Source organism: Ruegeria sp. AWH4_226 (assembly GCF_056159225.1).
The window spans coordinates 2,067,651-2,090,000 of the sequence record NZ_JBSWUU010000001.1 but is presented as its reverse complement, the minus strand read 5'-3'; the positions used below and the strand labels follow the sequence as shown (position 1 = coordinate 2,090,000).

General features: G+C 54.3%; 17 protein-coding genes, 2 tRNA genes, 2 rRNA genes and 1 pseudogene. 11 read left to right on the top strand and 11 right to left on the bottom strand.

Annotated features, from left to right (window positions below; genetic code table 11):
• Positions 1-108: 108 nt before the first annotated feature.
• The 4 genes from ACXAET_RS10250 to ACXAET_RS10235 all read left to right on the top strand — a co-directional run bounded on the left by ACXAET_RS10250 (position 109) and on the right by ACXAET_RS10235 (position 4,205).
• Positions 109-184: transfer RNA gene (locus tag ACXAET_RS10250), tRNA-Ala, on the top strand.
• A gap of 667 nt (positions 185-851) precedes the next feature.
• Positions 852-3,741, top strand: a 23S ribosomal RNA gene (locus ACXAET_RS10245).
• 184 nt (positions 3,742-3,925) lie between these two features.
• Positions 3,926-4,040, top strand: a 5S ribosomal RNA gene (rrf, locus tag ACXAET_RS10240).
• Positions 4,041-4,128: 88 nt separating this feature from the next.
• A tRNA-Met gene (locus tag ACXAET_RS10235) sits at positions 4,129-4,205 on the top strand.
• A 319-nt stretch (positions 4,206-4,524) separates the two neighbouring features.
• Here the strand turns inward: ACXAET_RS10235 and ACXAET_RS10230 are convergent.
• The 4 genes from ACXAET_RS10230 to ACXAET_RS10215 all read right to left on the bottom strand — a co-directional run bounded on the left by ACXAET_RS10230 (position 4,525) and on the right by ACXAET_RS10215 (position 6,941).
• Complete coding sequence (locus tag ACXAET_RS10230; RefSeq protein WP_475184263.1) at positions 4,525-4,956, bottom strand: recombinase zinc ribbon domain-containing protein; 432 nt, start codon at positions 4,954-4,956, stop codon at positions 4,525-4,527.
• A 149-nt stretch (positions 4,957-5,105) separates the two neighbouring features.
• On the bottom strand, positions 5,106-5,831 hold the full coding sequence (locus ACXAET_RS10225) for a recombinase family protein (RefSeq protein ID WP_475187187.1): 726 nt from the start codon (positions 5,829-5,831) through the stop codon (positions 5,106-5,108).
• A 452-nt stretch (positions 5,832-6,283) separates the two neighbouring features.
• The gene (locus ACXAET_RS10220) at positions 6,284-6,640 is read right to left on the bottom strand and encodes a hypothetical protein (RefSeq protein WP_475184262.1); all 357 of its coding nucleotides are present in this window, start codon (positions 6,638-6,640) and stop codon (positions 6,284-6,286) included.
• 112 nt (positions 6,641-6,752) lie between these two features.
• Entirely contained in the window at positions 6,753-6,941 is a 189-nt protein-coding gene (locus tag ACXAET_RS10215; protein WP_475184260.1) for a hypothetical protein, read from the bottom strand.
• A gap of 529 nt (positions 6,942-7,470) precedes the next feature.
• Between ACXAET_RS10215 and ACXAET_RS10210 the strand changes: the two genes are divergently transcribed.
• Together ACXAET_RS10210 and ACXAET_RS10205 are read left to right on the top strand one after the other, a co-directional pair.
• On the top strand, positions 7,471-9,033 hold the full coding sequence (locus ACXAET_RS10210) for a phage minor head protein (protein WP_475184258.1): 1,563 nt from the start codon (positions 7,471-7,473) through the stop codon (positions 9,031-9,033).
• A 5-nt stretch (positions 9,034-9,038) separates the two neighbouring features.
• The gene (locus tag ACXAET_RS10205; RefSeq protein ID WP_475184256.1) at positions 9,039-9,560 is read left to right on the top strand and encodes an SMI1/KNR4 family protein; all 522 of its coding nucleotides are present in this window, start codon (positions 9,039-9,041) and stop codon (positions 9,558-9,560) included.
• Positions 9,561-10,397: 837 nt separating this feature from the next.
• Here ACXAET_RS10205 and ACXAET_RS10200 read toward each other — a convergent pair.
• The 4 genes and pseudogenes from ACXAET_RS10200 to ACXAET_RS10185 form a co-directional block, all read right to left on the bottom strand.
• Positions 10,398-11,129, bottom strand: coding sequence for an amino acid ABC transporter ATP-binding protein (locus ACXAET_RS10200; protein ID WP_475184254.1), 732 nt, complete (start codon positions 11,127-11,129; stop codon positions 10,398-10,400).
• Positions 11,126-11,986: an amino acid ABC transporter permease gene (locus ACXAET_RS10195; RefSeq protein ID WP_475184252.1), complete on the bottom strand. Its 861-nt coding sequence runs from the start codon at positions 11,984-11,986 to the stop codon at positions 11,126-11,128. Before ACXAET_RS10195 ends, ACXAET_RS10200 begins: the two co-directional genes overlap by 4 nt.
• Entirely contained in the window at positions 11,987-12,811 is an 825-nt protein-coding gene (locus ACXAET_RS10190; protein ID WP_475184250.1) for an ABC transporter substrate-binding protein, read from the bottom strand.
• Positions 12,812-12,987: 176 nt separating this feature from the next.
• Positions 12,988-13,248, bottom strand: a pseudogene (locus ACXAET_RS10185) (transposase); the annotation flags it as partial.
• 230 nt (positions 13,249-13,478) lie between these two features.
• Between ACXAET_RS10185 and ACXAET_RS10180 the strand changes: the two are divergent.
• The 5 genes from ACXAET_RS10180 (at position 13,479) to ACXAET_RS10160 (ending at position 20,215) form a co-directional block, all read left to right on the top strand.
• Positions 13,479-14,507 (top strand): type 2 periplasmic-binding domain-containing protein, encoded by a 1,029-nt coding sequence (locus ACXAET_RS10180; protein ID WP_475184248.1) that lies wholly within the window; start codon positions 13,479-13,481, stop codon positions 14,505-14,507.
• Between the two features lie 9 nt (positions 14,508-14,516).
• On the top strand, positions 14,517-16,541 hold the full coding sequence (locus ACXAET_RS10175) for an adenylate/guanylate cyclase domain-containing protein (protein WP_475184246.1): 2,025 nt from the start codon (positions 14,517-14,519) through the stop codon (positions 16,539-16,541).
• Positions 16,534-17,115 carry a GNAT family N-acetyltransferase gene (locus ACXAET_RS10170; protein WP_475184244.1) on the top strand — a complete coding sequence of 194 codons (582 nt, stop codon included), beginning with the start codon at positions 16,534-16,536 and terminating at the stop codon, positions 17,113-17,115. Before ACXAET_RS10175 ends, ACXAET_RS10170 begins: the two co-directional genes overlap by 8 nt.
• Positions 17,116-17,236: 121 nt before the next feature.
• Positions 17,237-18,907, top strand: coding sequence for a sulfatase-like hydrolase/transferase (locus ACXAET_RS10165; protein WP_475184242.1), 1,671 nt, complete (start codon positions 17,237-17,239; stop codon positions 18,905-18,907).
• Between the two features lie 69 nt (positions 18,908-18,976).
• A complete protein-coding gene (locus ACXAET_RS10160; RefSeq protein WP_475184240.1) occupies positions 18,977-20,215 on the top strand; it encodes a DUF3179 domain-containing (seleno)protein in 1,239 nt (412 codons plus the stop codon).
• Positions 20,216-20,351: 136 nt separating this feature from the next.
• Here ACXAET_RS10160 and ACXAET_RS10155 read toward each other — a convergent pair whose 3' ends face one another.
• The 3 genes from ACXAET_RS10155 to ACXAET_RS10145 all read right to left on the bottom strand — a co-directional run bounded on the left by ACXAET_RS10155 (position 20,352) and on the right by ACXAET_RS10145 (position 22,259).
• A complete protein-coding gene (locus ACXAET_RS10155) occupies positions 20,352-20,903 on the bottom strand; it encodes a thioredoxin family protein (protein ID WP_475184238.1) in 552 nt (183 codons plus the stop codon).
• A gap of 71 nt (positions 20,904-20,974) precedes the next feature.
• A complete protein-coding gene (locus ACXAET_RS10150) occupies positions 20,975-21,541 on the bottom strand; it encodes a carboxymuconolactone decarboxylase family protein (RefSeq protein ID WP_475184236.1) in 567 nt (188 codons plus the stop codon).
• Between the two features lie 133 nt (positions 21,542-21,674).
• On the bottom strand, positions 21,675-22,259 hold the full coding sequence (locus tag ACXAET_RS10145) for a TetR/AcrR family transcriptional regulator (protein ID WP_475184234.1): 585 nt from the start codon (positions 22,257-22,259) through the stop codon (positions 21,675-21,677).
• Positions 22,260-22,350 lie beyond the last annotated feature (91 nt).

Below are 22,350 nucleotides of genomic sequence, written 5' to 3'. Positions count from 1 at the left end.
CGACCCACGGAGGCACTGTTGTTTGAGCAAAGCGATTTGGCAGAGATGCGTAGCATCGGCGCCAAATACGGCCTCAAGTAGCCGAATAGGCGGTAGGCCAAAAAAGATGGGGCCTTAGCTCAGCTGGGAGAGCGCCTGATTTGCATTCAGGAGGTCAGGAGTTCGATCCTCCTAGGCTCCACCATTCCTCGCTTCGCTCGTCATGGTGAAGCCTAGGATTTGTGATGCGCCAATCGTCAAGTCGATTGGCGGTGGCTCCACCATATCACTTCGATTTGATCATCGAGCACTTGTTTGAGTGCTGGATCATCCAATCGGATGGACGTCCTCAAGTAGCCGAATAGGCGGTAGGACACACTAATTTACATCGTATAGAGAGAAATCAATCAACACTGTTTGATCGTGCCGAGTGTGGCACTGATCTCGGTCGTTCTTGTCTTCGTCCTCAAGTAGCCGAATAGGCGGTAGGACAAAAAGGGGATGAGCGGCGCGGTTTGGGTCTAGCCGGCCTTTAATGCGTATCGCGACTGAAACGAACAGAGTTGTCCAAGTCAAATATACTAACCCGAGCGACCTGCGTTGATCAGCTGCACGGCTGAGAGACCATATGGGGTTGCTCATTTGTCCTCGTCCAAGTGGCGGGGGCGGGAAATGTATGTTTTTGGTTCAGAAGAATGACTGCCTTTAGTTACCAGCTGGGCGGTCTCGATTGACATGAGTTCTGGCGCAGCTTCGGTTGTGGACGGTTAAACGTCCTCAAGTAGCCGAATAGGCGGTAGGACAAATATAGTGTGCTCAAGTAGCCGAATAGGCGGTAGCGCACTAAGTTATGTCTTTCTTTTTCTGGATCAAATCAAGCGCGAGAAGGGCGTTTGGTGAATGCCTTGGCAGCAAGAGGCGATGAAAGACGTGATACTCTGCGATAAGCCATGGGGAGCTGAGAATAAGCTTTGATCCATGGATTTCTGAATGGGGCAACCCACCTGATACACTCTTATTTATTCGACTGCATGTTTTGCTATGCGAGGTTCGTCCTCAAGTAGCCGAATAGGCGGTAGGACAAAATAAGTGTGTTAAACAGGTACTTAAGACCTGAATACATAGGGTTTTAAGAGCAAACCCGGGGAACTGAAACATCTAAGTACCCGGAGGAAAGGAAATCAATTGATACTCCCCCAGTAGCGGCGAGCGAACGGGGACCAGCCGAGCCGTGAGTGTGAATAGAACCTGTTGGGAAGCAGGACCATAGAGGGTGATAGTCCCGTATATGAAGCATGATCGGACGTATTAAGTAGGGCGGAACACGTGAAATTCTGTCTGAAGATCGGAGGACCACCTTCGAAGGCTAAGTACTCCTTGCTGACCGATAGCGAACCAGTACCGTGAGGGAAAGGTGAAAAGCACCCCGACGAGGGGAGTGAAACAGTACCTGAAACCGAACGCCTACAATCAGTCGGAGGCTCCTTGCGAGCTGACGGCGTACCTTTTGTATAATGGGTCATCGACTTGGTCTCACGAGCAAGCTTAAGCCGTTAGGTGTAGGCGTAGCGAAAGCGAGTCTTAATAGGGCGTTGAGTTCGTGGGATCAGACCCGAAACCGAGTGATCTAGGCATGGCCAGGTTGAAGGTAAGGTAACACTTACTGGAGGACCGAACCCACATCCGTTGAAAAGGATCGGGATGAGCTGTGCCTAGGGGTGAAAGGCCAATCAAACTCGGAGATAGCTGGTTCTCTGCGAAATCTATTTAGGTAGAGCGTCATCCGAATACCCCGGGGGGTAGAGCACTGGATGGGTAATGGGGCCCCACAGGCTTACTGATCCTAACCAAACTCCGAATACCCGGGAGTACTAGATGGCAGACACACTGCGGATGCTAACGTCCGTAGTGGAGAGGGAAACAACCCTGACCTACGACTAAGGCCCCCAATTCATGGCTAAGTGGGAAAGCAGGTGGGACGACCAAAACAACCAGGAGGTTGGCTTAGAAGCAGCCATCCTTTAAAGATAGCGTAACAGCTCACTGGTCTAAATAAGTTGTCCTGCGGCGAAGATGTAACGGGGCTCAAGCCATGAGCCGAAGTCTAGGGATGCGTAAGCATCGGTAGCAGAGCGTAGTGTGACATAGAACTCATCCGTATTTGCATCTGTGTTGTGTAAGCAGCTGGATGTAATGACGGATCGAGTTCTTTCGATGAAGCCGGGGCGTGAGCCATCCGGTGGAGAGATCACTAGTGAGAATGATGACATGAGTAGCGACAAAGAGTGTGAGAGACACTCTCGCCGAAAGTCCAAGGGTTCCTGCTTAAAGCTAATCTGAGCAGGGTAAGCCGGCCCCTAAGCCGAGGCCGAAAGGCGTAGGCGATGGGAACTAGGTTAATATTCCTAGGCCAGGAGGATGTGACGGATTGCAGATGTAGTTCAGCCTTATCGGATTGGTTGGGCTGCTGAGCAGTTCCTGGAAATAGCCCTCCATCAGACCGTACCCTAAACCGACACAGGTGGACTGGTAGAGCATACCAAGGCGCTTGAGAGAACGATGTTGAAGGAACTCGGCAAAATACCTCCGTAAGTTCGCGAGAAGGAGGCCCGGTTCCTAGGCAACTAGGGGCTGGGGGCACAAACCAGGGGGTGGCGACTGTTTATTAAAAACACAGGGCTCTGCGAAGTCGCAAGACGACGTATAGGGTCTGACGCCTGCCCGGTGCCTGAAGGTTAAAAGGAGAGGTGAGAGCCTTGAATTGAAGCCCAGGTAAACGGCGGCCGTAACTATAACGGTCCTAAGGTAGCGAAATTCCTTGTCGGGTAAGTTCCGACCTGCACGAATGGCGTAACGACTTCCCCGCTGTCTCCAACATCGACTCAGCGAAATTGAATTGCCTGTCAAGATGCAGGCTTCCCGCGGTTAGACGGAAAGACCCCGTGCACCTTTACTACAGCTTCGCACTGGCATCAGGATTGTGATGTGCAGGATAGGTGGTAGGCTTTGAAACCGTGACGCCAGTCGCGGTGGAGCCTCCCTTGAGATACCACCCTTCGCACTCTTGATGTCTAACCGCGGTCCGTTACCCGGATCCGGGACCCTGCGTGGCGGGTAGTTTGACTGGGGCGGTCGCCTCCTAAAGCGTAACGGAGGCGCGCGAAGGTTGGCTCAGAGCGGTCGGAAATCGCTCGTTGAGTGCAATGGCAGAAGCCAGCCTGACTGCAAGACTGACAAGTCGAGCAGAGTCGAAAGACGGCCATAGTGATCCGGTGGTCCCGAGTGGAAGGGCCATCGCTCAACGGATAAAAGGTACGCCGGGGATAACAGGCTGATACTGCCCAAGAGTCCATATCGACGGCAGTGTTTGGCACCTCGATGTCGGCTCATCTCATCCTGGGGCTGGAGCAGGTCCCAAGGGTACGGCTGTTCGCCGTTTAAAGAGGTACGTGAGCTGGGTTTAGAACGTCGTGAGACAGTTCGGTCCCTATCTGCCGTGGGTGTAGGAGACTTGAGAGGAGTTGCCCCTAGTACGAGAGGACCGGGGTGAACGATCCACTGGTGGACCAGTTGTCGTGCCAACGGCAGTGCTGGGTAGCTATGATCGGAAAGGATAACCGCTGAAGGCATCTAAGCGGGAAGCCCCCCTCAAAACAAGGTCTCCCTGAGGGCCGTGGAAGACCACCACGTCAATAGGCCGGAGATGTACGCGCAGTAATGCGTTCAGTTGACCGGTACTAATCGCCCGATAGGCTTGATTTGATCCAGTAACAGAAAGACAAATCAAAAACATACACCTCAGTAAACATGGATAACTTCGTCGCTTCAAACGACGATGTTGATTGACATAGCAACCGTGCAGGAACGCGCATCCGCTTCGCGAATACGCTGCCTCCTGCGCGTCGCCTTTTTGCAAAGCAAAAAGAGCGACGGGGATTTTCCTCGGTTTGGTGGTCATAGCGCAAGTGAAACACCCGGTCCCATCCCGAACCCGGAAGTTAAGCACTGCCGCGCCAATGGTACTTGGGCTTAAGCCCCGGGAGAGTAGGTCACCGCCAAACCTAGAAAAATCCCCAATCTCTCAAAACGATGAAAAGAACACTACCCGGTCTCAAGTAGCCGAATAGGCGGTAGACCAACGCTAAGTGTCGCGGGATGGAGCAGCCCGGTAGCTCGTCAGGCTCATAACCTGAAGGTCGCAGGTTCAAATCCTGCTCCCGCAACCAGCGTTTCCGACATAGCCCCCGCCATTCGCGGGGGCCTTGTTGTATCCAGATCTCCGAAACTCAGAATGCCCGCAAGTTCCCCAACAAGTTCAATGGCATGGCCATAGCGCGCTGCCGCGTCCGGCATCATCCGAACCTCTGAAATCAGCCCCCGCAAGCTTTCTGCCGCCTCTCGTTTGACTTCGGGTGCGTTTAGTGAGCCGGCGAGATCTTCGATCTGCTCGCGGTACAGGGTCGACAGGCTTGGGTGCAGCCGCAGGGCAGGGGGCTCGGGGCTCTCCGCCAACACGGACTGCAGTCTAGACTGTTCCGCTTCCAGCTAGGTCATCTTTGCCTTCATCGAGGCGTGGTACATGCCGTCTTCAATGGCCTTGAGGATACTAGCGATCTTGGTCTTGATCTGATTTAGCGCGTTTGCGGCCTTCTGCCGGTCCTGTGCCGCCCCGGCAGCGGACGCGTTGAAGGCTTTGCGGTACTCCTCTGTGAAATGGCCAAGCAGTTCTGGGGAAAGAAACCGGTGTTTTAGTCCGGAAAGGACCCGATCTTCGACCACTTCGCGCTCAATGGTCGCGCGATTGCTGCAGATCGCGCCTCCCTTGTTGCGGGCGGCGGCGCAGCCATAGCGGGTTTTGTTGATCAACGTGTAGCTGGCGCCGCAGCAGGCGCAGCGAAGAAGGCCAGAGAGCAGATAGGTCGGGCGGCGCGCCCGTTCTGGTCTTGGGCGCTCTGTCAAAATCCCGGCTGGGTTCATGGCTTGCCGCACGTCGTCCTGGCGGGCCTTGACGCGGTCCTAAAGGGCGTCGTCAACGATCCTCAGGTCGGGAACGGACTTGGCCTTCCATTCCGACGTAGGGTTTAGCCGTTACTGTCGTTTGCCGGTGTCGGGGTTGCGATCATAGGTCAGCCGATTCCAGACCCGTCGACCAGCGTAGAGCTCATTGTTGAGGATGCCGGTGCACTCTTAACATTCCCTGAAATCGTTGAGGGTTTCCAGGTTCCGGTGCCTTTGCCGCTTTGCGGGGCAGCGATGCCCTCGGCGTTCAAGGTCGCGGCAATGGCGCGCGCGGACTGCCCCGCTGCGTATTCTTGGAAAATCCGGTTCACGACTTCGGCCTCCGAAGGCTCGATGGTCAGATCACCGGTAGTGGCCGTTCCATCCGCGCGGATCTCTCGCTTTACTCGATATCCATAGCTGAGGCCGCCAGCAGACTTACCCGCGACAACGCGGCCTACCAAGCCTCGGCGGGTCTTTTGAGCGATGTCCTTGATATAGAGGGCGGAGACGAGACCGCCGACTCCGACCTTCAACTCGTCTAGGTCCTGATCTGCGACTGTGTGCAGGCGAACCCCGAAAAAGCTCATGCGTTTGAACAAAGACGCGGTGTCGGTCTGATCCCGCGACAGGCGGTTGAGGCTTTCGGCCACGATAACGTCGACTTCGCCGCGCTCTGCGGCCTGCAAAAGGCGCAAGTAATCAGGACGTTGGCTGGTGGTGCCGCTGATACCGTGATCGGCGTAGACTTCGGTGACCAGCCATCCCTTTTGGTTGCAGTGGCGGCGGCAGAGACGGAGTTGGTCGTCGACGGAGGTCTCTTTTTGCTTGTCGGTGGAATAGCGGGCATAGATAGCAGCGCGAAGGGGGCGGTGGCTGGCATGGATCAGTCCTTTTGTTCTGGGCCCTTCCTCATCTCGGCAGCATCCTCTTCTGCGGCATGGCGCGCGAGCAGGCGGACAAGTAAGAGGAAGGCAGGGGGTGTTGCCGCGCCATTGCCCGCCCGCACAGGTTTAGATGGGACAGTTCGGGTAAATCTCTCTTGGTCTCGTGCCATGGGCCGAGGTCTCCTACCCGCTTGCGGGCTGGCCCGAAGAGCTCATGATCAAAGGTTAGTGCCGGGGAGCGGCTGTTCCCTTGATCATAGAGGGTGCGGCAGGTGACGAGGATCCGATCCGTCAAAGTTTTACCAAGAGAGAGTTCTCCGTATTTTGAGAGCGATCGCGGCGCCATTGCGGCGAGTTTGCCAATGTAAAATGGCAAACCCGCGTCTTCTCAGTGAGGATTGAAACCAGCGTGCGTGCTGTCAGTTGGGGTGTGGGCTGAGGGGATCAGATCGTACAGCCACGGGTGGAGGGCATCGGCGTCCATCCCCCGCACCTTCTAGCAGGTAGGCGGCAAGGTGTTCCAGTCGGTCGTGATGGGGTTCCAGAAAGCGCACGGCCCGGCGCTCCATTTTGTCGAGTTTGACCCGCAGCCGGTCCCGGTCGTGATGTGTCAGGCGAGACATGTCTGCCTTGCCGAGCCAGCTATTGCCATGGATGCCAAGACCTGCCTGGCGATCGCAGCTCAGGAGTAGCTGCGTGGCCAGTTGCAGGTCGCTGCCTTCGGCGCCACCGGCGCCCGCGCTGATCCAGAAGTTCGTATTCCGGCATTGGCTCATGCCCGCCTTTTAGGAAACGCTGCCACAGGCGCTCACGGTGCCCCCAGTAGTGGTGTCGATTGGCTCCGTCATCTCCTTTTATCAAACCTCCCCCGGCGGCATTCTTCGGCGACTAGCGGTTACGATTAACAAAACCGGGCGAATAGGCAGGTTCGATAATTGCATCTGGCGGCGGCGTTCGTGCATCGAGATCTCTTAGTCCCTGCATTGCATCTTCTGGGAAACCCGATGAAAAGCGGGACTTATGTGTTGTTTTTTTCTGTCGCTTCTTCTCGCTTATCGCGACCTTCAGTTGGCCCATTATCTGGCTTTTCATCTCCGAACCCATCTCACATCTTTGACTTCTGACTTTGGCGAATTGATGGTTAACGGTTGGTAAACACCCCAATTGCGTTTCCACAGCGAACGGTGGTTTCACGTAAGTTTAGGGAGACGTTGAGACACTGCAGCCTGATCCAAGCACAGGCAACAAGATGCCTCACACATTTTCAGATTTTCTGCGCACTGGCGGAGAAGGCGAGTTTGTACTGTCCCGGTATCGCCACGGTATGGTCGGGCGGAGAATGGGGTTGTCCGTCAAGAGTACGTTTCCCAACTACGCCGATCTTTAAGATGCATTTGCCAACCGTTTGCATGCGGCGGTTCGTGAAAACGCTGAAGCTCTGATAAAAACCTATGCCGGGTTTCTGGACGAACCGATTTCGCCCGAATCCCTTCCCGATGTCGCCGACGCATTAGATTAAACCATAGAAGAATGGGATAGTAGGCTGGCCGCGATCTGGGCCGAGTGGAACACCCATCCCCAACGACTTCAGCCAGTACGGCAATCTATGGAAAACAGGCTGTTACGGGGATGCAGCGGCCTCATCGGCGAGCTTCGGCAGCGCGCATTGGGCGTTGAATTTTATGTTTGGCGTTCCGAAGACGACGCGAAAGTCCGGCACTCTCACGCTGTTTACGACGACCAAGTTTTTCGTTGGGATGACCTGCCTCAAGACGGACACCCCGGTCAGGCAATCAATTGCCGCTGTCACGCAGAACCTTTTATTCCCGGCGTGACTGACAATGTTGCCGAAAGCTCCGCTGGAATTTGGGATGGATTCACCACTCGCAACCCGAACGGCAACCGAATTCAAGAGTTCCGTAATGCCGCAGCGGAAATGCGTACACTGCGGTCCGCGCTTGAAGCCCTTGCGGCGAACCCAAACAAGTCTGCCGCTCAGGAAGCGGAACAACGGTTGCTGACCCAAGCTTTCCGCGAAGCTGCTTACAGATACTCTCTGGCAGCACCTTTGCCGAATGCTCTGGCATCAAGTGGCTTGTTGTTCGGCCCCCAAGCTGAGCAAAACCGCCTGATTGGAGAGGCTGAAGCCTTCCGCCAAGGGATGCTCGACTTTGCGCGGGGACTCGAAGAAAGCCCTTTCTTCGATGGCATCAGTACCAGCGAAATTCTTGAACAACTGCGCGACTCTGCACCGGAAAGCTCTGGTCGTTATCTTGATGCGGTCGCTCTTCTGGCAGGTGTTGAGCATCTACCACAATCTCTTCTTGTCGGAGATGAACGACGTGATGTGCTGCGCAATCTCGGACGCGGTTTGGTGTCTGCCGCGCGTGGAATCGAGCAAGAGCGTTGGGGTGGACGCTCGGTATTTAGCAATCAAGGCGAATTGGCCCAATGGGACGCCCTGCACGATGAGTTTCAACGGATTGCAGGTTTCGGTGTTTCAGATGCCGACGCGCGGGCCGTCAGGGCTGGTTTGCGCGAAGAAACAGGTCGCAGATTCTACCCTGAGGCTCTGTCAGCCATTTCTGGTGGCATCCTTGGCGCTATTGGTCGTGCTGCATCAAGCCCCATTCGGCTCAAACCGGAGATGCTGGACAATAGCGGACGCTTTCTTGGGCAACGCAACGCTGGCTCTCAAACGCCTCGATTTGGCCGCTGGCTGGAAAATCCCGACAATGTCGTCGAGATTATGCCCGGTGGGCAAGTACGATATACGACGCGGATCAACGAACCGAGCTCGGCGTTTTACGGACAGAATGTTTCGGTCTCTTACACCAACGGAGTGCCGGATTTCTCGCAACTCGGAATCGCCCATGTCAACATCACCAACCCTTTAGGGCGAGGTCCAGGCATCAATGGTTATGCCGATCTAAAGGCTGCAAGCCGCGCATTGTGGCGGGAGATTGAGGCTGACCGGGTATCGCGCTCATTGTTCACACGAGAACAACTGGATGATCTCGCGGATGGCATCGCAAATCCAAGTGGTTTGACATGGCACCACAATGGGACACAACTGAACCCAGATGGCACCGGACCCATGCTGTTGCTCGACACCTCCGCACATGGGGTTTTTCGGCATGTGGGTTGGGCAAGCAGGATAAACAGGTAACCAAAATGATAAAAGACTATGAATGGGGTAGCCACCGAACCAATCCGGCCCCGGGGAATTCACCTGAAAGGATTGACGCTCTGGAGAAACGCTTGGATGTTTCATTCCCCACTGCCTTACGCGAGGGTTACGGGTTCTCTGACAACGCTTCAATCTTCAAACAAGGGCAACGATGTGAAATCGCTGTAACAGGTCCAAAATCTGAAGGTGGCACTTACGCTGGTTATTTTAGCTATCTTGAGGGTCTGGAGAGTATACCGCGTGAAGCGAATGGTCTCCAAGACTGGGTCGATGACGTTTTTGAGCGTGAGATCTTGAACGTCTTTCCATTTGCAACACTTGGTGGCGGTGGATGGGTATGCCTGAATTATCAAGGAGACCCCACACGGGCAAACCCCGAAATTTGGCAATTCGACCAAAATGGAACGTCCTTTGAAGACTGTTTCACGAAAGTTGCGGACAGTTTTGACGACCTAATCGACATACTTGTATCGGACGAGGAACTACGAAAACTTGGGTTCAAGTAAGCAGGGGCGCATCCCTTTCGGGTCGGGCTGTTGTGAACCGAGCCTGTAGTCTCGGCCATATGGCTTCCATCCCTTGCGCAGAAGAGTTGTGGCGGCAGGCATGCCGCCAATTTCAATTCCGCATGCCTTGGCATGCTTGGAACCTGTTCTTTCAGCTTGCATCAAATCCGGGGACGCTTTGGGCTTCGGGTCAATCATCTTGCCGCCGCTTTGGCGGTCTCCCGAGAAGATGTTGACCCATCCCCGGAAAGTTTGATCGAGATGTCCTAACCGCTTCCTCAGATACCTTCGTCGGCGCTTTCAAGTTGGACACTCGCCGCTGGGCAGAGGTTCAAGCGCGGGGCTGATTGTTCGTCTTTGCGGCACTGGCGAGGCGGCACTATCTGGGCGTTGAGCTTGAGTAAAAGTATTGCCGTTTGGTTAAATCCCGTCTTGCTGGTGTGGAACGCTACAAACGTGGCAAGGGCGCACAAGTTCATTCCAATGCTTCAAAGCCAACCGAGACAGCAGGGATTGCCGCGTATGCGCCCAAAAATGTTCAAGCACCGTCTCCATCGGAACCGCGATCCGCAAAAACACACGCGTACCCCAACCTCTTCACATTGCCAAACGCAAAGCTCCCAAATACTTCCGAGGCAAATTCACAGAGTTGCAGACTCGTAGGGTTCTTTGGACGCCGCTTTTCAGGTTGCAGGCTTTTTTGCGATGACTAGGCCGAGTAAAACGCAGCCAAGTCAACGTCGTTGGATTGGATTAACCGGCCTTGAGCCGTTTCACTGTCCCGTACAATGGCGCATCGTATGTTCCAAAACGTGTTCTACCAAGCCCGACACGATATCAAAGGACGCGCGAAAGGAAAGCCTTGGTGCGGGGTTCACGCGGTGCGACGAATAACTCGTTTGGTGAGCCCTGCTCAAGGATGCGACCGGCGTCAAGGAAACAGACTTTATCTGCCAACTCCCGGGCGAAACCCATCTCATGCGTAGCAAGAACCATGGTCATACCCTGCCGGTGTAGTTCACGCAGTACATCAAGCACCTCCCCTACCAGCTCAGGATCCAAAGCGCTTGTAATCTCGTCAAAAAGCATGATTTGCGGTTCCATCGCCAGTGCTCGGATGATCGCAACCCTCTGTTGTTGGCCACCGGAAAGCTGATCTGGATAGTGCTCCATGCGATCGTCCAGCCCAAAGCGGGAAAAAAGCTGTGTCACCCGCGGTCGCAGGTTTTCCCGACTCAGGCCGCGCACGCGGCGCGGAGCGAGCATTACGTTCTCTGCCGCGGTCATATGGGGAAAAAGGTTGTAGCTTTGGAATACAATCCCGATCTTTTGGCGCACGGGTTGAGGATCAAGTCCGGGCTCGGAAATATCAGTACCGTCCAGCCAGATTGTCCCGTCATCAATAGGTTCAAGCAAATTCATGCAACGAAGGAGCGTCGATTTACCTGAACCTGACGCCCCAATAAGACAGACCATTTCCCCTTCTGCCACATCAAGATCAATGCCCTTGCACACCTCATGATCGCCAAACCGCTTGCGTACACCTCGCAGCGATAACTTCATCGTCATGTTCGCGCTCGATTTTGCTTGTTCATGAGATAGTCCGCATAACGTGTGGCAGGAACTGTAAGCGCAAGGAAGATGAGCGCTGCGCCCACATAGGGCGTAAAGTTCGCATAGAGTGATTTGTAAACACCGGCCTGGCGAAAGACCTCCACCGGCCCAATAAAGGACAAAAGCGCCACATCTTTCTGCAGGGCGATGAAAAGGTTCATATTGGCTGGAACCACATTGCGAATGGCCTGTGGCAGCACCACAAATCGCATTGTGTCCTGTTCCGTCAATCCAAGCGATGCGGCGGCAGACCGTTGCGATTGGTGAATCGAGTCTATGCCTGAACGGATCACCTCAGCAACGTAAGCCGAATAGACCAAGACCAGCGCAAGTGTGCCCCAAATATAGGGGCTGTTCCAGGGCCTCGGAAGGCCGAGCCCCGGCACGCCAAAGCCAATGATGTAAATGACAAGAACAACCGGCAGACCGCGGAAGACATCCGTATAGGCAATCCCGAAGAGCCGAAGAGGAAATAGTGCCGGCGCGCGGGTATCGCGACAAAGTGCAATTCCGAGGCCTGTAACTGCGATGAGCGGCGCGGACCAGGCGAAGATCATTGCATTCAAAATAAAGGCATCGAGCAGCCCGGGAAATGTTGCCGCGAACACTCTGCCGTTAAAAAATGCACGCTGTACGGCCTCCCAACCCGGTGCGAGCGGCACCAGCACGACAAGCGCAAGGACCACGCTGACCGTAGAGATCAGCGCAATGCGGTTCGCGCGTCGCCGAACCCCAGCCTCGTAGATTTCGCGACGTGTGGGGCCCAAGGCAGAGGGCTCGGATGTACTGTTTTGCACCGAAGTTTTGTCCATCTACTGAATGACTGGAACTCCAGTGGCCTCTGACAGCCATTGGGCCTCGATCTCGGCAAGCTCTCCACTTTCAGCAAGCTCCGAAATGGCGGCGTCCACGCATTCCTTCAGCGGATTTCCGTCTTCCATCAATAGCCCGAACTGGTCAGGGCTTTCGGACTGCCCTGGCGGGAATTGTCCCAACAGAACACCATCCTCTACAACCACTGCCGACAGATAAAGTGCTGTGGGCAAGTCGTAGAGTGCCGCATCTATCTGGCCTGCCATTATTGCAGCATTTACGTCGGCGTTGTCATTATACAGCAAAGGATCGCTCGTTGGCTGGATCACCTCATTCAGCATAGGGATTGCAGTGGTCGTTGCCACAGCGCCCCATTTGAGTTCCTTAAGGCTATCCAGCGTCGGTTCAGCCCCGGTTGAGACCACGCTTTTGGTGGTTAGAATAGCCATGGCTGAAGTGTAATAGGGCAAACTAAAATCAACCATTTCTTCCCGCTCGGGGGTTATCGAGTATTGTTGCACGTTAAAGTCAAAATTCTTTGCACCGGGTTGTATGGCTTCGTCAAAGCTCGTGCGCACCCAAGCTACATTCTCTGACTGAAAACCCATTTTTTCAGCGATGGCATAGGCAACGGCGGCCTCGAATCCTTCACCACTTTCAGGTGCGTCATTCATTACCCAAGGATAATACGCCGGATTGCCGGTTGCGATGGTCAATGTGCCTTCGCTAAGGGTCTTGCCTGTTGCGCAAGCCCCATTACCCGTAGCAAGCACAGAGGTTGTTGAAAGAATTAAAGACAGAGCGGCGCCAGCAATCAGTTTCATCCAAACGTCTCCATTGTTTTCTGATTGCAAGCAGGTTCTTATGCGAAGGCGAATTTGTCCAGTGTCGCGGTTCCAAACTGAAAACAGCTTACAATCCCGTTCGCCAATAATTGCTTTGAGCTCGGAACTGACTATTGATCACCTTTTCTAAGCTTCAGACTAATTGAATCTTGGAGTCATAAGATAGCCACGGCTGCGAGCGCAATGGCCGACAGGAATGCCTTCGGGCATCTGTCGTAACGTGTTGCAACGCTTAGCCAATCCTTCAAGCGACCAAACATGATCTCGATGCGGCTGCGGCGCTTGTATCTGTGTTTACCGTACCGGACAGGTTTGTCACGCGATGTCCCGCCGGGGTTGCATGGGACTATCCCTTTGTCTTTCAAAGCGTCTCGGAACCAGCAGGTATCGTAGTCTCGATCAGCAATCACCCAATCCTGCGCGCCCTTGATGTCTACGACAAGGTTTTCGCGGTCCCGAAAGTAAGTAAGCGCCAGGTCTCCTGCGGACTTGCATAGTTGGCTGGCAAATTCCTTTCGTCCAGAGACTGCATTCATGATTTCCACGCTCCGTTTCACATATGTTGGGCAGAATCGAGCAGCGCTTTCCCGCTTACTCGTAAATCCGGTTGTTCGTGATACAATGCCATCGACTGAGGGAGGGACCAATGTTTTCATTTGTCGTCCTGACAGTATCTGCGCTGTTTTACCTTTTCTTGAATGCTGGCCTGGCTCATTCGGACGAAAGCGTTCTTGACGCGGTTCGCGATCGGGGGTTCGTGAAATGCGCCATCGGTAACAGGCTTGTTGGCGATACGCGTATCGGCTCGCAAGGTTACGAAGGCTTTTTCCCCGAGTTTTGCAGAATTGCGGCCTTGGCTGTCTTCGGCGATCGGGCTGCAGTACAAATGTCACCGACTCTGATCCGCGCCGGTCTGAAGAGCATCGCAGAAGGTGAAGTTGATATATACGTCTCGAATGTCACGTGGACGTTCTCCCGCGACTTCGTACTTGGTCTGACGCCCGCAGCCGTCTTGTTCTACGATGGTCAGGGGTTCATGTCGCACCGGGGAACCATCAGCGGCAACCTGCAAGATGTACCTGACGCTTCTGTCTGCGTGTCGAGGGCGACCACAACTATCGGAAATCTGGAGGACTTCATAGCACAGCATGGGCTTGGCTGGTCAGTGATGGCTTTCGAATCTTCGCAGGGCAGGAATGATGCGTTTTTTGCCCGCCGGTGCGACCTGCTGACTACGGACCGCTTTGCGTTGGCAACGATGACAGGGACTGCGTTTGGTGATCCAGAAAACTACGTTCTGCACGAAGAAATCATCTCGAAAGAGCCGCTTGTCGCATACGTCTCGACGCGCGACATGGAGTGGGCTCATATCGTTCGCTGGGCGATCTTTGCGACGATACTGGCAGAAGAAAAGGGTATCTCCCAATCGAACCTCGCATCGCATCTTGAAAGCACCGACCCCGAAATCCGCCGCTTGCTGGGGCTTGAAGACGTCGAAGGAACAGCGGTTGCCGGATTGCCTCAGGACTGGGCGCGAAATGTGATCGCCGGGGCCGGAAACTATGGCGAGATTTTCGAAAGATACCTGGGCGAGGGCAGCCCGATGAAAATGGATCGCGGGCTTAATCGGCTGTGGCGTGACGGTGGATTGATGATCAGCCCGCCTTATCGATAGGCCAGTCCGGTGATTGCGCAGCCTTCCAAGCAGATCAACGTTCGACAACGTATTTCGACGCTGCTGTTCACCGTGCTGATTGCCATTTCCGCGCTGTTTGGGCTGGGTTTGGTCCTGATTACGCTTCGTCTGTTCGAAGTTCGCAGCGACCTTGACGAATTAAGGAACCAATCGCTGCCGGTGTTGATCCGCCTGTCACAATTATCTCAGGATTCTTCCGCCTCCAGTTCCATCTCGCCGGCACTTAGCCAAGCGCAGACACGATCCGAGTTCGACACACTCGTGGCCCGCATCAAAGACAAGCAGGCGTCGCAGAAAATGCTCATAGACGAGTTGCAGAGGCTGAACGCCGATGCGGAGCGTATCACCACACTCAGATCCAGCGCAGATATGCTTTCGGCAAATCTTGAACGCCTGGCCGAAACCGTCGAGAACCAGATCGAATTGCGCCGTCACCTTGAGAGACATGCCGCCGAATTTGGGCAGTACTTGACGGACATGCGGAATTTGAAGCCAGGCATTGCACCTTCGACCCTTGATTTGGCAGCGCGCTCGGTGTCCGAGATCAAGCTGTTGCTGAACGACGCTGAACGCGCAAAGCTGTCTCAAAATCTGCAGTCAGCGGATTCAAGCGTCGATGCTTTGGCCCGTCATATCGAAGACTATTATATCGGCCGAAGTGGTGAAACTGAGGTCGGTGCGGCGGGTGATCTCGTCGCAAGTTGGTCGCGCGCTCGAGAAGACATTCTTCAGGCCAAGACATCTCAGTTGTCGAACAGTTTTCAGATCAAGGCGCTTGTCGAGGAAAGCTCTTTGATCGCGAACAGGCTGCTCAGCAGTGTCAGCAACGAATTCTGGCGCACCAGTGCAGAACTTGAGGATCAAATCCGGCTTGTCGCCAGAACAACGCGCTTCACGCTATTAGCGATATTGGGAGTGGCAACGATCCTTCTGGCTGGATCATTTCTTTTTGCCTGGATTCTAAGACACAGGGTGTTTTTGCGGCTGGAAAATCTTAGGCAAGCACTTGGGCAATACGCCAAGGATCGCCAGCACGGCGTAGCCGATGACCGACCCGACGAGATTGGCGAAATTGCAGGCGCTATGACACATTACATGAAGGTCATTGATCACCGCGAATCCGAATTGGCCCAAAAGACTGCGGCATTAGAGGGTCTGGCTAGCCAATTGGCCAAGTACCTCTCGCCTCAAGTCTACGATCTGATCTTCACGGGCAAGCAGGAAGTCAAGCTTGCGAGCAGTCGCAAGAAGCTGACAATCTTCTTTTCTGATATCGTGGGGTTCACGGAAACTGCCGACCGCTTGGAGTCAGAAGATCTGACACAGCTTTTAAACCACTACCTGACGGAAATGTCTCAAATTGCTTTGCGGCACGGGGCCACGATCGACAAGTATGTGGGCGACGCCATTGTTATTTTCTTCGGGGATCCGGAAACGCGTGGCGCCAAAGCGGATGCGCTTGCCTGTGTTCGGATGGCTATAGAGATGCGACGCCGTATGAAAGAGCTTCAGTATCAATGGCGCAAATCCGGCATTGAAAAACCGTTGCAGGTTCGAATGGGCATTCACTCTGGATATTGCACTGTCGGAAATTTTGGAAGCGAAGATCGGCTGGACTACACTATCATTGGAGGCTCTGTGAACATCGCCTCGCGACTTGAGACCTTGGCCGCGCCGGGCGAGATTCTGATTTCCTATGAAACCTTCGCGCTTGTACAGGATAAGATCGAATGTTCGGAGCGTGGTGAAATCGACGTCAAAGGGATCGCCCATCCTGTCGCCGCATATCATGTTCTTGATGATCCGTTAGGAACGGACCGGGCCAAGTTGCGACTGCGCGAACGGCACCCTCACTTTAGTGTGGACATGGACCTTTCTGTGATGTCTGACGATGACAAAGCTGCTGCTGCGCAAAGCCTCAGAAAAGCGCTAACGTTGATCGAACCGCGTAGGCGGAGGTCCTTGACCCGACGCCAACGCCACGATCCAATTTCTGGAGGGATGAATGATTGAGTTGGAACCACCGCTGCGATTGGCCAGGGAAACGGATGCATCTCAGCTCGCCGACCTCGTGAATTATGCCGGAGAAGGGCTGCCATTCCATATCTGGACAAGCCTTGCGAAAGATGGCCAAGACCCCTGGAAGATCGGCCGCGCAAGGCAGGCGGAAAAGGCGCGTGACGGTCAGATTTACGTATTGGACTTGGGGCTTGGTGCAGTTGCGAGTCTGACCGGCTACTCAATCGGGTCGGCGCCGGTGGATATAGGAGAGGATTTTCCAACCTTGTTCCGACCGTTGCAGGAGTTAGAGAACAAGGCGCTCGAAAGCTGGTATGTGAACGTTCTGGCCTGCTATCCAGAACATCGCGGTCAGGGCTACGGATCACGCCTATTGGATCTGGCAGATGAAATCGCGCGGGCTGAGGGCTTAACCAGAATGAGCGTTATCGTAGCCGGAGACAACATCGGTGCGCGGCGTCTGTACGAACGGAAAGGATACCACGAAGTCGCGCAGGCCCCTTGTTTGAAAGAAGGCTGGGAAACAGAAACCGAGCACTGGGTGCTTCTGATGAAATCGCTCCTGTGAGCACGGCCCGATAGTTATCATCGTTCTGACGGTTAACCAAACCGAGGCCTTTCCTTCTGCAATTAAGTTATCTTATTATGATATCTAAATTTAATAGTTACATGATTGAAAAGGGGAGATCATGCGCGTTCGCTGTGCTCAAGTTTTATCGACTTTCACTCTGCTTGCGGGTCAGGCATTCGCGCAGGATGCGCCGATCGTACATGATGCGGAATATTACATTCTGAGTTCTCAGTTGTCTGAACAATGGGCCGAGGATGATGCGGCTGTAGACGCCAGACTTCAGGCGTTCCGCGAAACAAACAATGGCAATCCGCCAAATATCCTGGCAATTCTTATTGACGACCTTGGGTTCGGCGACATGGGGATTCCCGAACTGAATGCAGTTCGGGGGATCGAAACACCCAGGATCAACGACTTCTCTGACGAAGCCATGCGAATGGTTCGGATGTACACTGAACCCTCGTGCACGCCCACCCGCGTGGCGCAAATGACCGGCCGCCTCCCGGTCCGAATGGGCATGGGAGACACAACCGTAGACATCGCAGGGTTCGGATTGCCCGGGAACGAAGTCATCCTTCCGGAAGTGCTGAAAGAGGCAGGGTATGCCACCTCGCATATTGGCAAGTGGCATATGGGCGACATCGCCGAGAGCTGGGCTATGAACCAGGGTTTCGACTATGCCCAACATGCCGTCCACCAGCAGGGTCAACTCACGATCTTCAATGACGATGCGATACGCGAACAGGTCTCTGTCGGTATATCTGATTTCGATGCCGCCTACACACTCGACGATTTGTTCCGTCCAGACGCGTCGGCGATGATGACAGTTATCGAAGGTGAGGCCGGCGGTCCGATCCGCGAGATACGGATGCAGTCAGGCGAACGATGGAATGCTGCAAAATACGACGAAATGAACCTGGCTTTCCAGGAAAAGACCCTTGAAGAGCTTAAGCGCCTGGCCGCAGGCGATGCCCCATTCTTTTTGCAATACTGGCCAATGATCCCTCTCCATAACACGCGTGCTGGAAGGACAGGTGCAGAAAGCCCCAACGGCGGCCTGTACGCGGACAAGCTACAATTGCTCGACCAATGGCTGGGCGACATTTTCACCCGGATGGAAGAGTTAAATGTTGCGGATAACACCATCGTTGTCTTGATGGGGGACAATGGGCATTTCACCAAGTATTCGCCCCAGTCCGGGTTTACGCCCATGATTTTCCGTGGGGGAAAAGGTGATACGCTGGAAGGAGGCGTCAGGGTGGACGCTTTCATCAGATGGCCGGGCGTCATCGAAGCGGATTCGATGATCAGCAACATCATTCATGTCACTGACCTTTACACGACCTTGGCAAGATTTGCCGGAGCAGATCAGTTCATCCCGCGTGACCGTCTGGTGGACGGTGTGGACCAGTCTGCTTCGATCCTCTTCGAGGATGAACAAAAAGGCCGCCGGGATCACGTGATCATCTATTCGGTCGCCAGCCCCAAGGCGATTGTTAAGGATAAGCTGAAGTTGAACCTGCCCGGTGAGGGCGAGAACCCGATAGTCGCAGACTTCTTTGATCTCTTCCGTGACACGCATGAGAAATATCCAGTCTCGACCGAGGTCGGTGCATGGGGCGGTCAGGAGTTTGTCCGCATCTTGCGGCGGCATCTGGCCCGCAAAGAGTTGTACCCTGATACCGCTCCGGCCGTTGGTACACCTTATGAAGGGGTGGAAAACATCCGCCCGGAAACTGCCGCTGCGGTGGATGCGTGGCGTGTCAAACGCGCCAGCGTTCAGCAATAGCCACCTTCGTCGTGCCAATCTCAGAGTGGTGAGCAGTAATTTTCAAAGGTAAAAACAGGACAGATTGCCATGTTGGGGAACATCGTTTTTTTTGCTGGTCTTGTGCCAGCCTTGGTCATCGGCTTTATCTATTTCCGTGACCTTGGTGACGTGACCCAGATGTTCCTGAAGGTGAAACGAGAGAATATGGATCGTTTCATCCGCAATGAATACAAGCTGGTCGGTATCGGACTGACAGCGTTTCTTGTTGCGACCATCGCGCATTTCGGATTTGGCGGCGGACCAAGGTGGATTTGGTTGGTCAGTTTGATCCTTGTCGTCTTATGTTACGGCTTTCCCTATGTCTGGGTTCACATGGGGCTGCGCAATCAAATGAACCGGGCAGAGTACTACTCAAACGCCGAGGCGCAGGATTACATCAACCCGTCTGCAAGTGTCATTGTGATCGAAAACAACGGCCACGCGCGCGCCCATGCTGACGCGCAGATCATGCACCCGCATTTGGCCGGTGATGACAAAGGCCTTGGCGGTGAGGACATCATCATGACGTACTGCGCCATGGCAAATCTTGGACAAGGGTACCGCCCCTCAATCGCGGGAAAACGTCTTCGCCTGGAGGTTCTGGCCCAGCACGGAAACAACCTTATCCTGCGGGACAATGACACGAACGAGCCAATCCAACAGATCTATGGTTTCCAAGCCTCCGATCTTGATACCAGTACGGATGGCCCGGCCTGCCCGTTGCGGCCTGAGATGGCCATGCAGCCCTGGCCCACATTTCGCATGACCTTCCGCGCTTTCCAGAAAGCCTATCCGGACGGCGAGGTTTTTCTGAACAAGCCGTCACCTAACCCGGTCCTGAGACTGCTTGACCTTGCCACAGGTATCGCCTTTGGCTCGGGGATTGCCCAGCAGCATCAACACGCTGCCCCTGTGATGGACAACATGACCCGTCCGCCGGACCACCGTTTGCCCAACAAGACCTATGTCTGGGGCGTTACCGTGGGAAATGAGGCCGTTTGTTGGACTGAGGATTTCATAATCGAAAACGACTGGCTGGTTAATGCAACGGTGGGTGGTCGCGATTTGGTCGTTCAGATAGATCCCAAATTTGAAAGTCTGGGCGTCTGGTACAATAACAGCGGTCAAAAGGTTTCACGATGCGATTTTTGGGGAAATTCCGATCAAGGGCAGTTGACGCGGGTTGAGACATTGCGCCCCGGCCTGTTCTGGCATGTTTGGGCAGAGTTCTTCCCCAATACAGATGTGAACCGCACAGGAGACCAAACCGAGGCGACTGCAGCGTGATATCGCACCCTTCGGCTCCGCCCGCAGAATTGAAGACTGGCCCGACACTGAACCACTACTTTCGCGCGACGAGGCGTCTAAGGCAGGGTCAGCAAGGCGCTAGTCGGCGCGCGGGCATCCAGTGGTGAACAATGCATCACATCTTTCGCCACTTGATTGAACATCCCATGGATGGCATTTGTTTTTCCGGTCCGTGACCGCTTTGTGAAATAAGTCGCATCGCGTCCACAAGTTCCCGAGTGCGGTTCGAACCTGAGTCTAGCCGGGTGTTGTCCAATCGACCACGATATTGCAGTTCACCATTAGCGTTTAATCCGAAGAAATCTGGCGTGCAAACCGCACCCCAAGCCTTGCCAACGGACTGGTCTTCGTCGATCAGATACGGAAAACGCCAGCCTGACCGGGCCGCGAATGACCGCATGTATGCGGGTCCGTCCGTTGGTACGGCTCGGTAGTCATTAGACATGACACCAAGAACACCAATGCCTTCGTCAAGCAAAGTGCTGGTGTCTTCCGCTAAACGGTCCGCGATGGCCTGGACATATGGGCAATGGTTGCAGAGAAAGGCAACCAGCAGGCCGTTTTCTCCTAAATGATCTGACATGGTGTATGAATGGCCATCCGGATCGCGCAAGGTGAAGTCAGGCGCCTTCCATCCAAAATCGCAAATGGGGGTGTCGAGCAGCATTGTTGGCTTCCTAAGATTGAAAAAGGTGGCCCCGCACTTCGCCGCGAGGCCGTCTGGAGAACAGTGATCGCTTATGCGGCCGCGGTTTCGACTTTGTGCCAGGCAAATGGCTTAAACGGTTCATCAACAGGTGTCTCAGCAAGATGGTTAGTATAGTTTGACAGAACCTTCTGTGCCAGACCAACGAGGATGTCCAAAATAGCTCTTGGTTCGAAGCCGGCAGCGAGAAAGGCATCCACGTCCTCTTTGGGGGCATTTCCACGCCCGCGTACAAGGGTCAGAGTGAACTGGCGCAAGGCTTCCAATCGGGAATCCTCAAGGGGGCGCTCGTCACGAAGTGCTGAGATGATGGCGTCATCGACACCTTGCATCTTTGCGATCGCAGTATGTGCCGGAACACAGTAGTGGCAGGCATGTTCAACATTGATCGTAAGCCAAACGACATTGCGTTCAACCACGGAAAGCGCTGTGCGCTCGAACAGTTCGTGCAGTTTGAAATAGCTCTCCAGCAGTTCCGGTGACGACGACATCACCTGATAGAGACCGGGCAGCATGCCATAGTCCTTAACAGCTTGCTGAAGCATCGGTTTTGCCGCCTCCGGGGCGGTTTCGATCGAGTGGTGGGTGAAAGTTGACATTCGTTTTCTCCAATCCGGTAGGTGGTGGCGGGTGCCAGAAAATCAATCGAGACCGGAACCCGAAAGATTATGAACAAGCAAACATAAATTGCCCGAGTGATGTTGACCTCGACTGGTGGCAGTCAAGGCATGACTAGGTGATAAGTGACAGAAGCGCCTCGTGTGCGGTTTGTGATATCTTTGGATTCTTGCGCGCAACGGCTTGGATCATTGCGCCGTTACCAACCGAAATGACAAGCCGGGCGAGTGCGTCTGGCGGCGTCTCAGACGTCAGCTCTCTGTTGTTTTTTGCCCGACGGAAAGCTTGCGTAAGAGCGTGCAACAGCATGGTGTCCCCGCGTTGCAACTCTGACATCATATGTGCATCTGCGCCGACCTCAGCCGTAGAGCGAACCAACAGGCATCCGCGGCCGTTGCCCGATGACGCGTCCTCTTCCCAAGCCTTTAGAAGTGCGCGCAGGTTGTCTTTGAACGGCGCATCTGACGCAAGCAACTCAGTGGCTTTGGCAACACGTTGGTCAATATACAATGATAGGGCGCGGCGGAACAGATCTTGCTTTTCTCCAAAAGCATAGGTCAAGCTCTGCCGTCTGAGGCCCGTTGCTTTTTCAAGGTCAAGATAAGTTGTCCCGCTATAGCCGCCTGCCCAAAAGGCATTCATAGCCGCGGTCAGAGCGGTCTTTTCGTCAAATGATCTGGGTCGGCCGATGCGTGTCATGGCGACTATATGTACATCCGTACATAAATATACAAGCCCTATGAAACTGTGAATATGCAAGCAGTGAGAATTTATGAAAGGACTTGCCCAT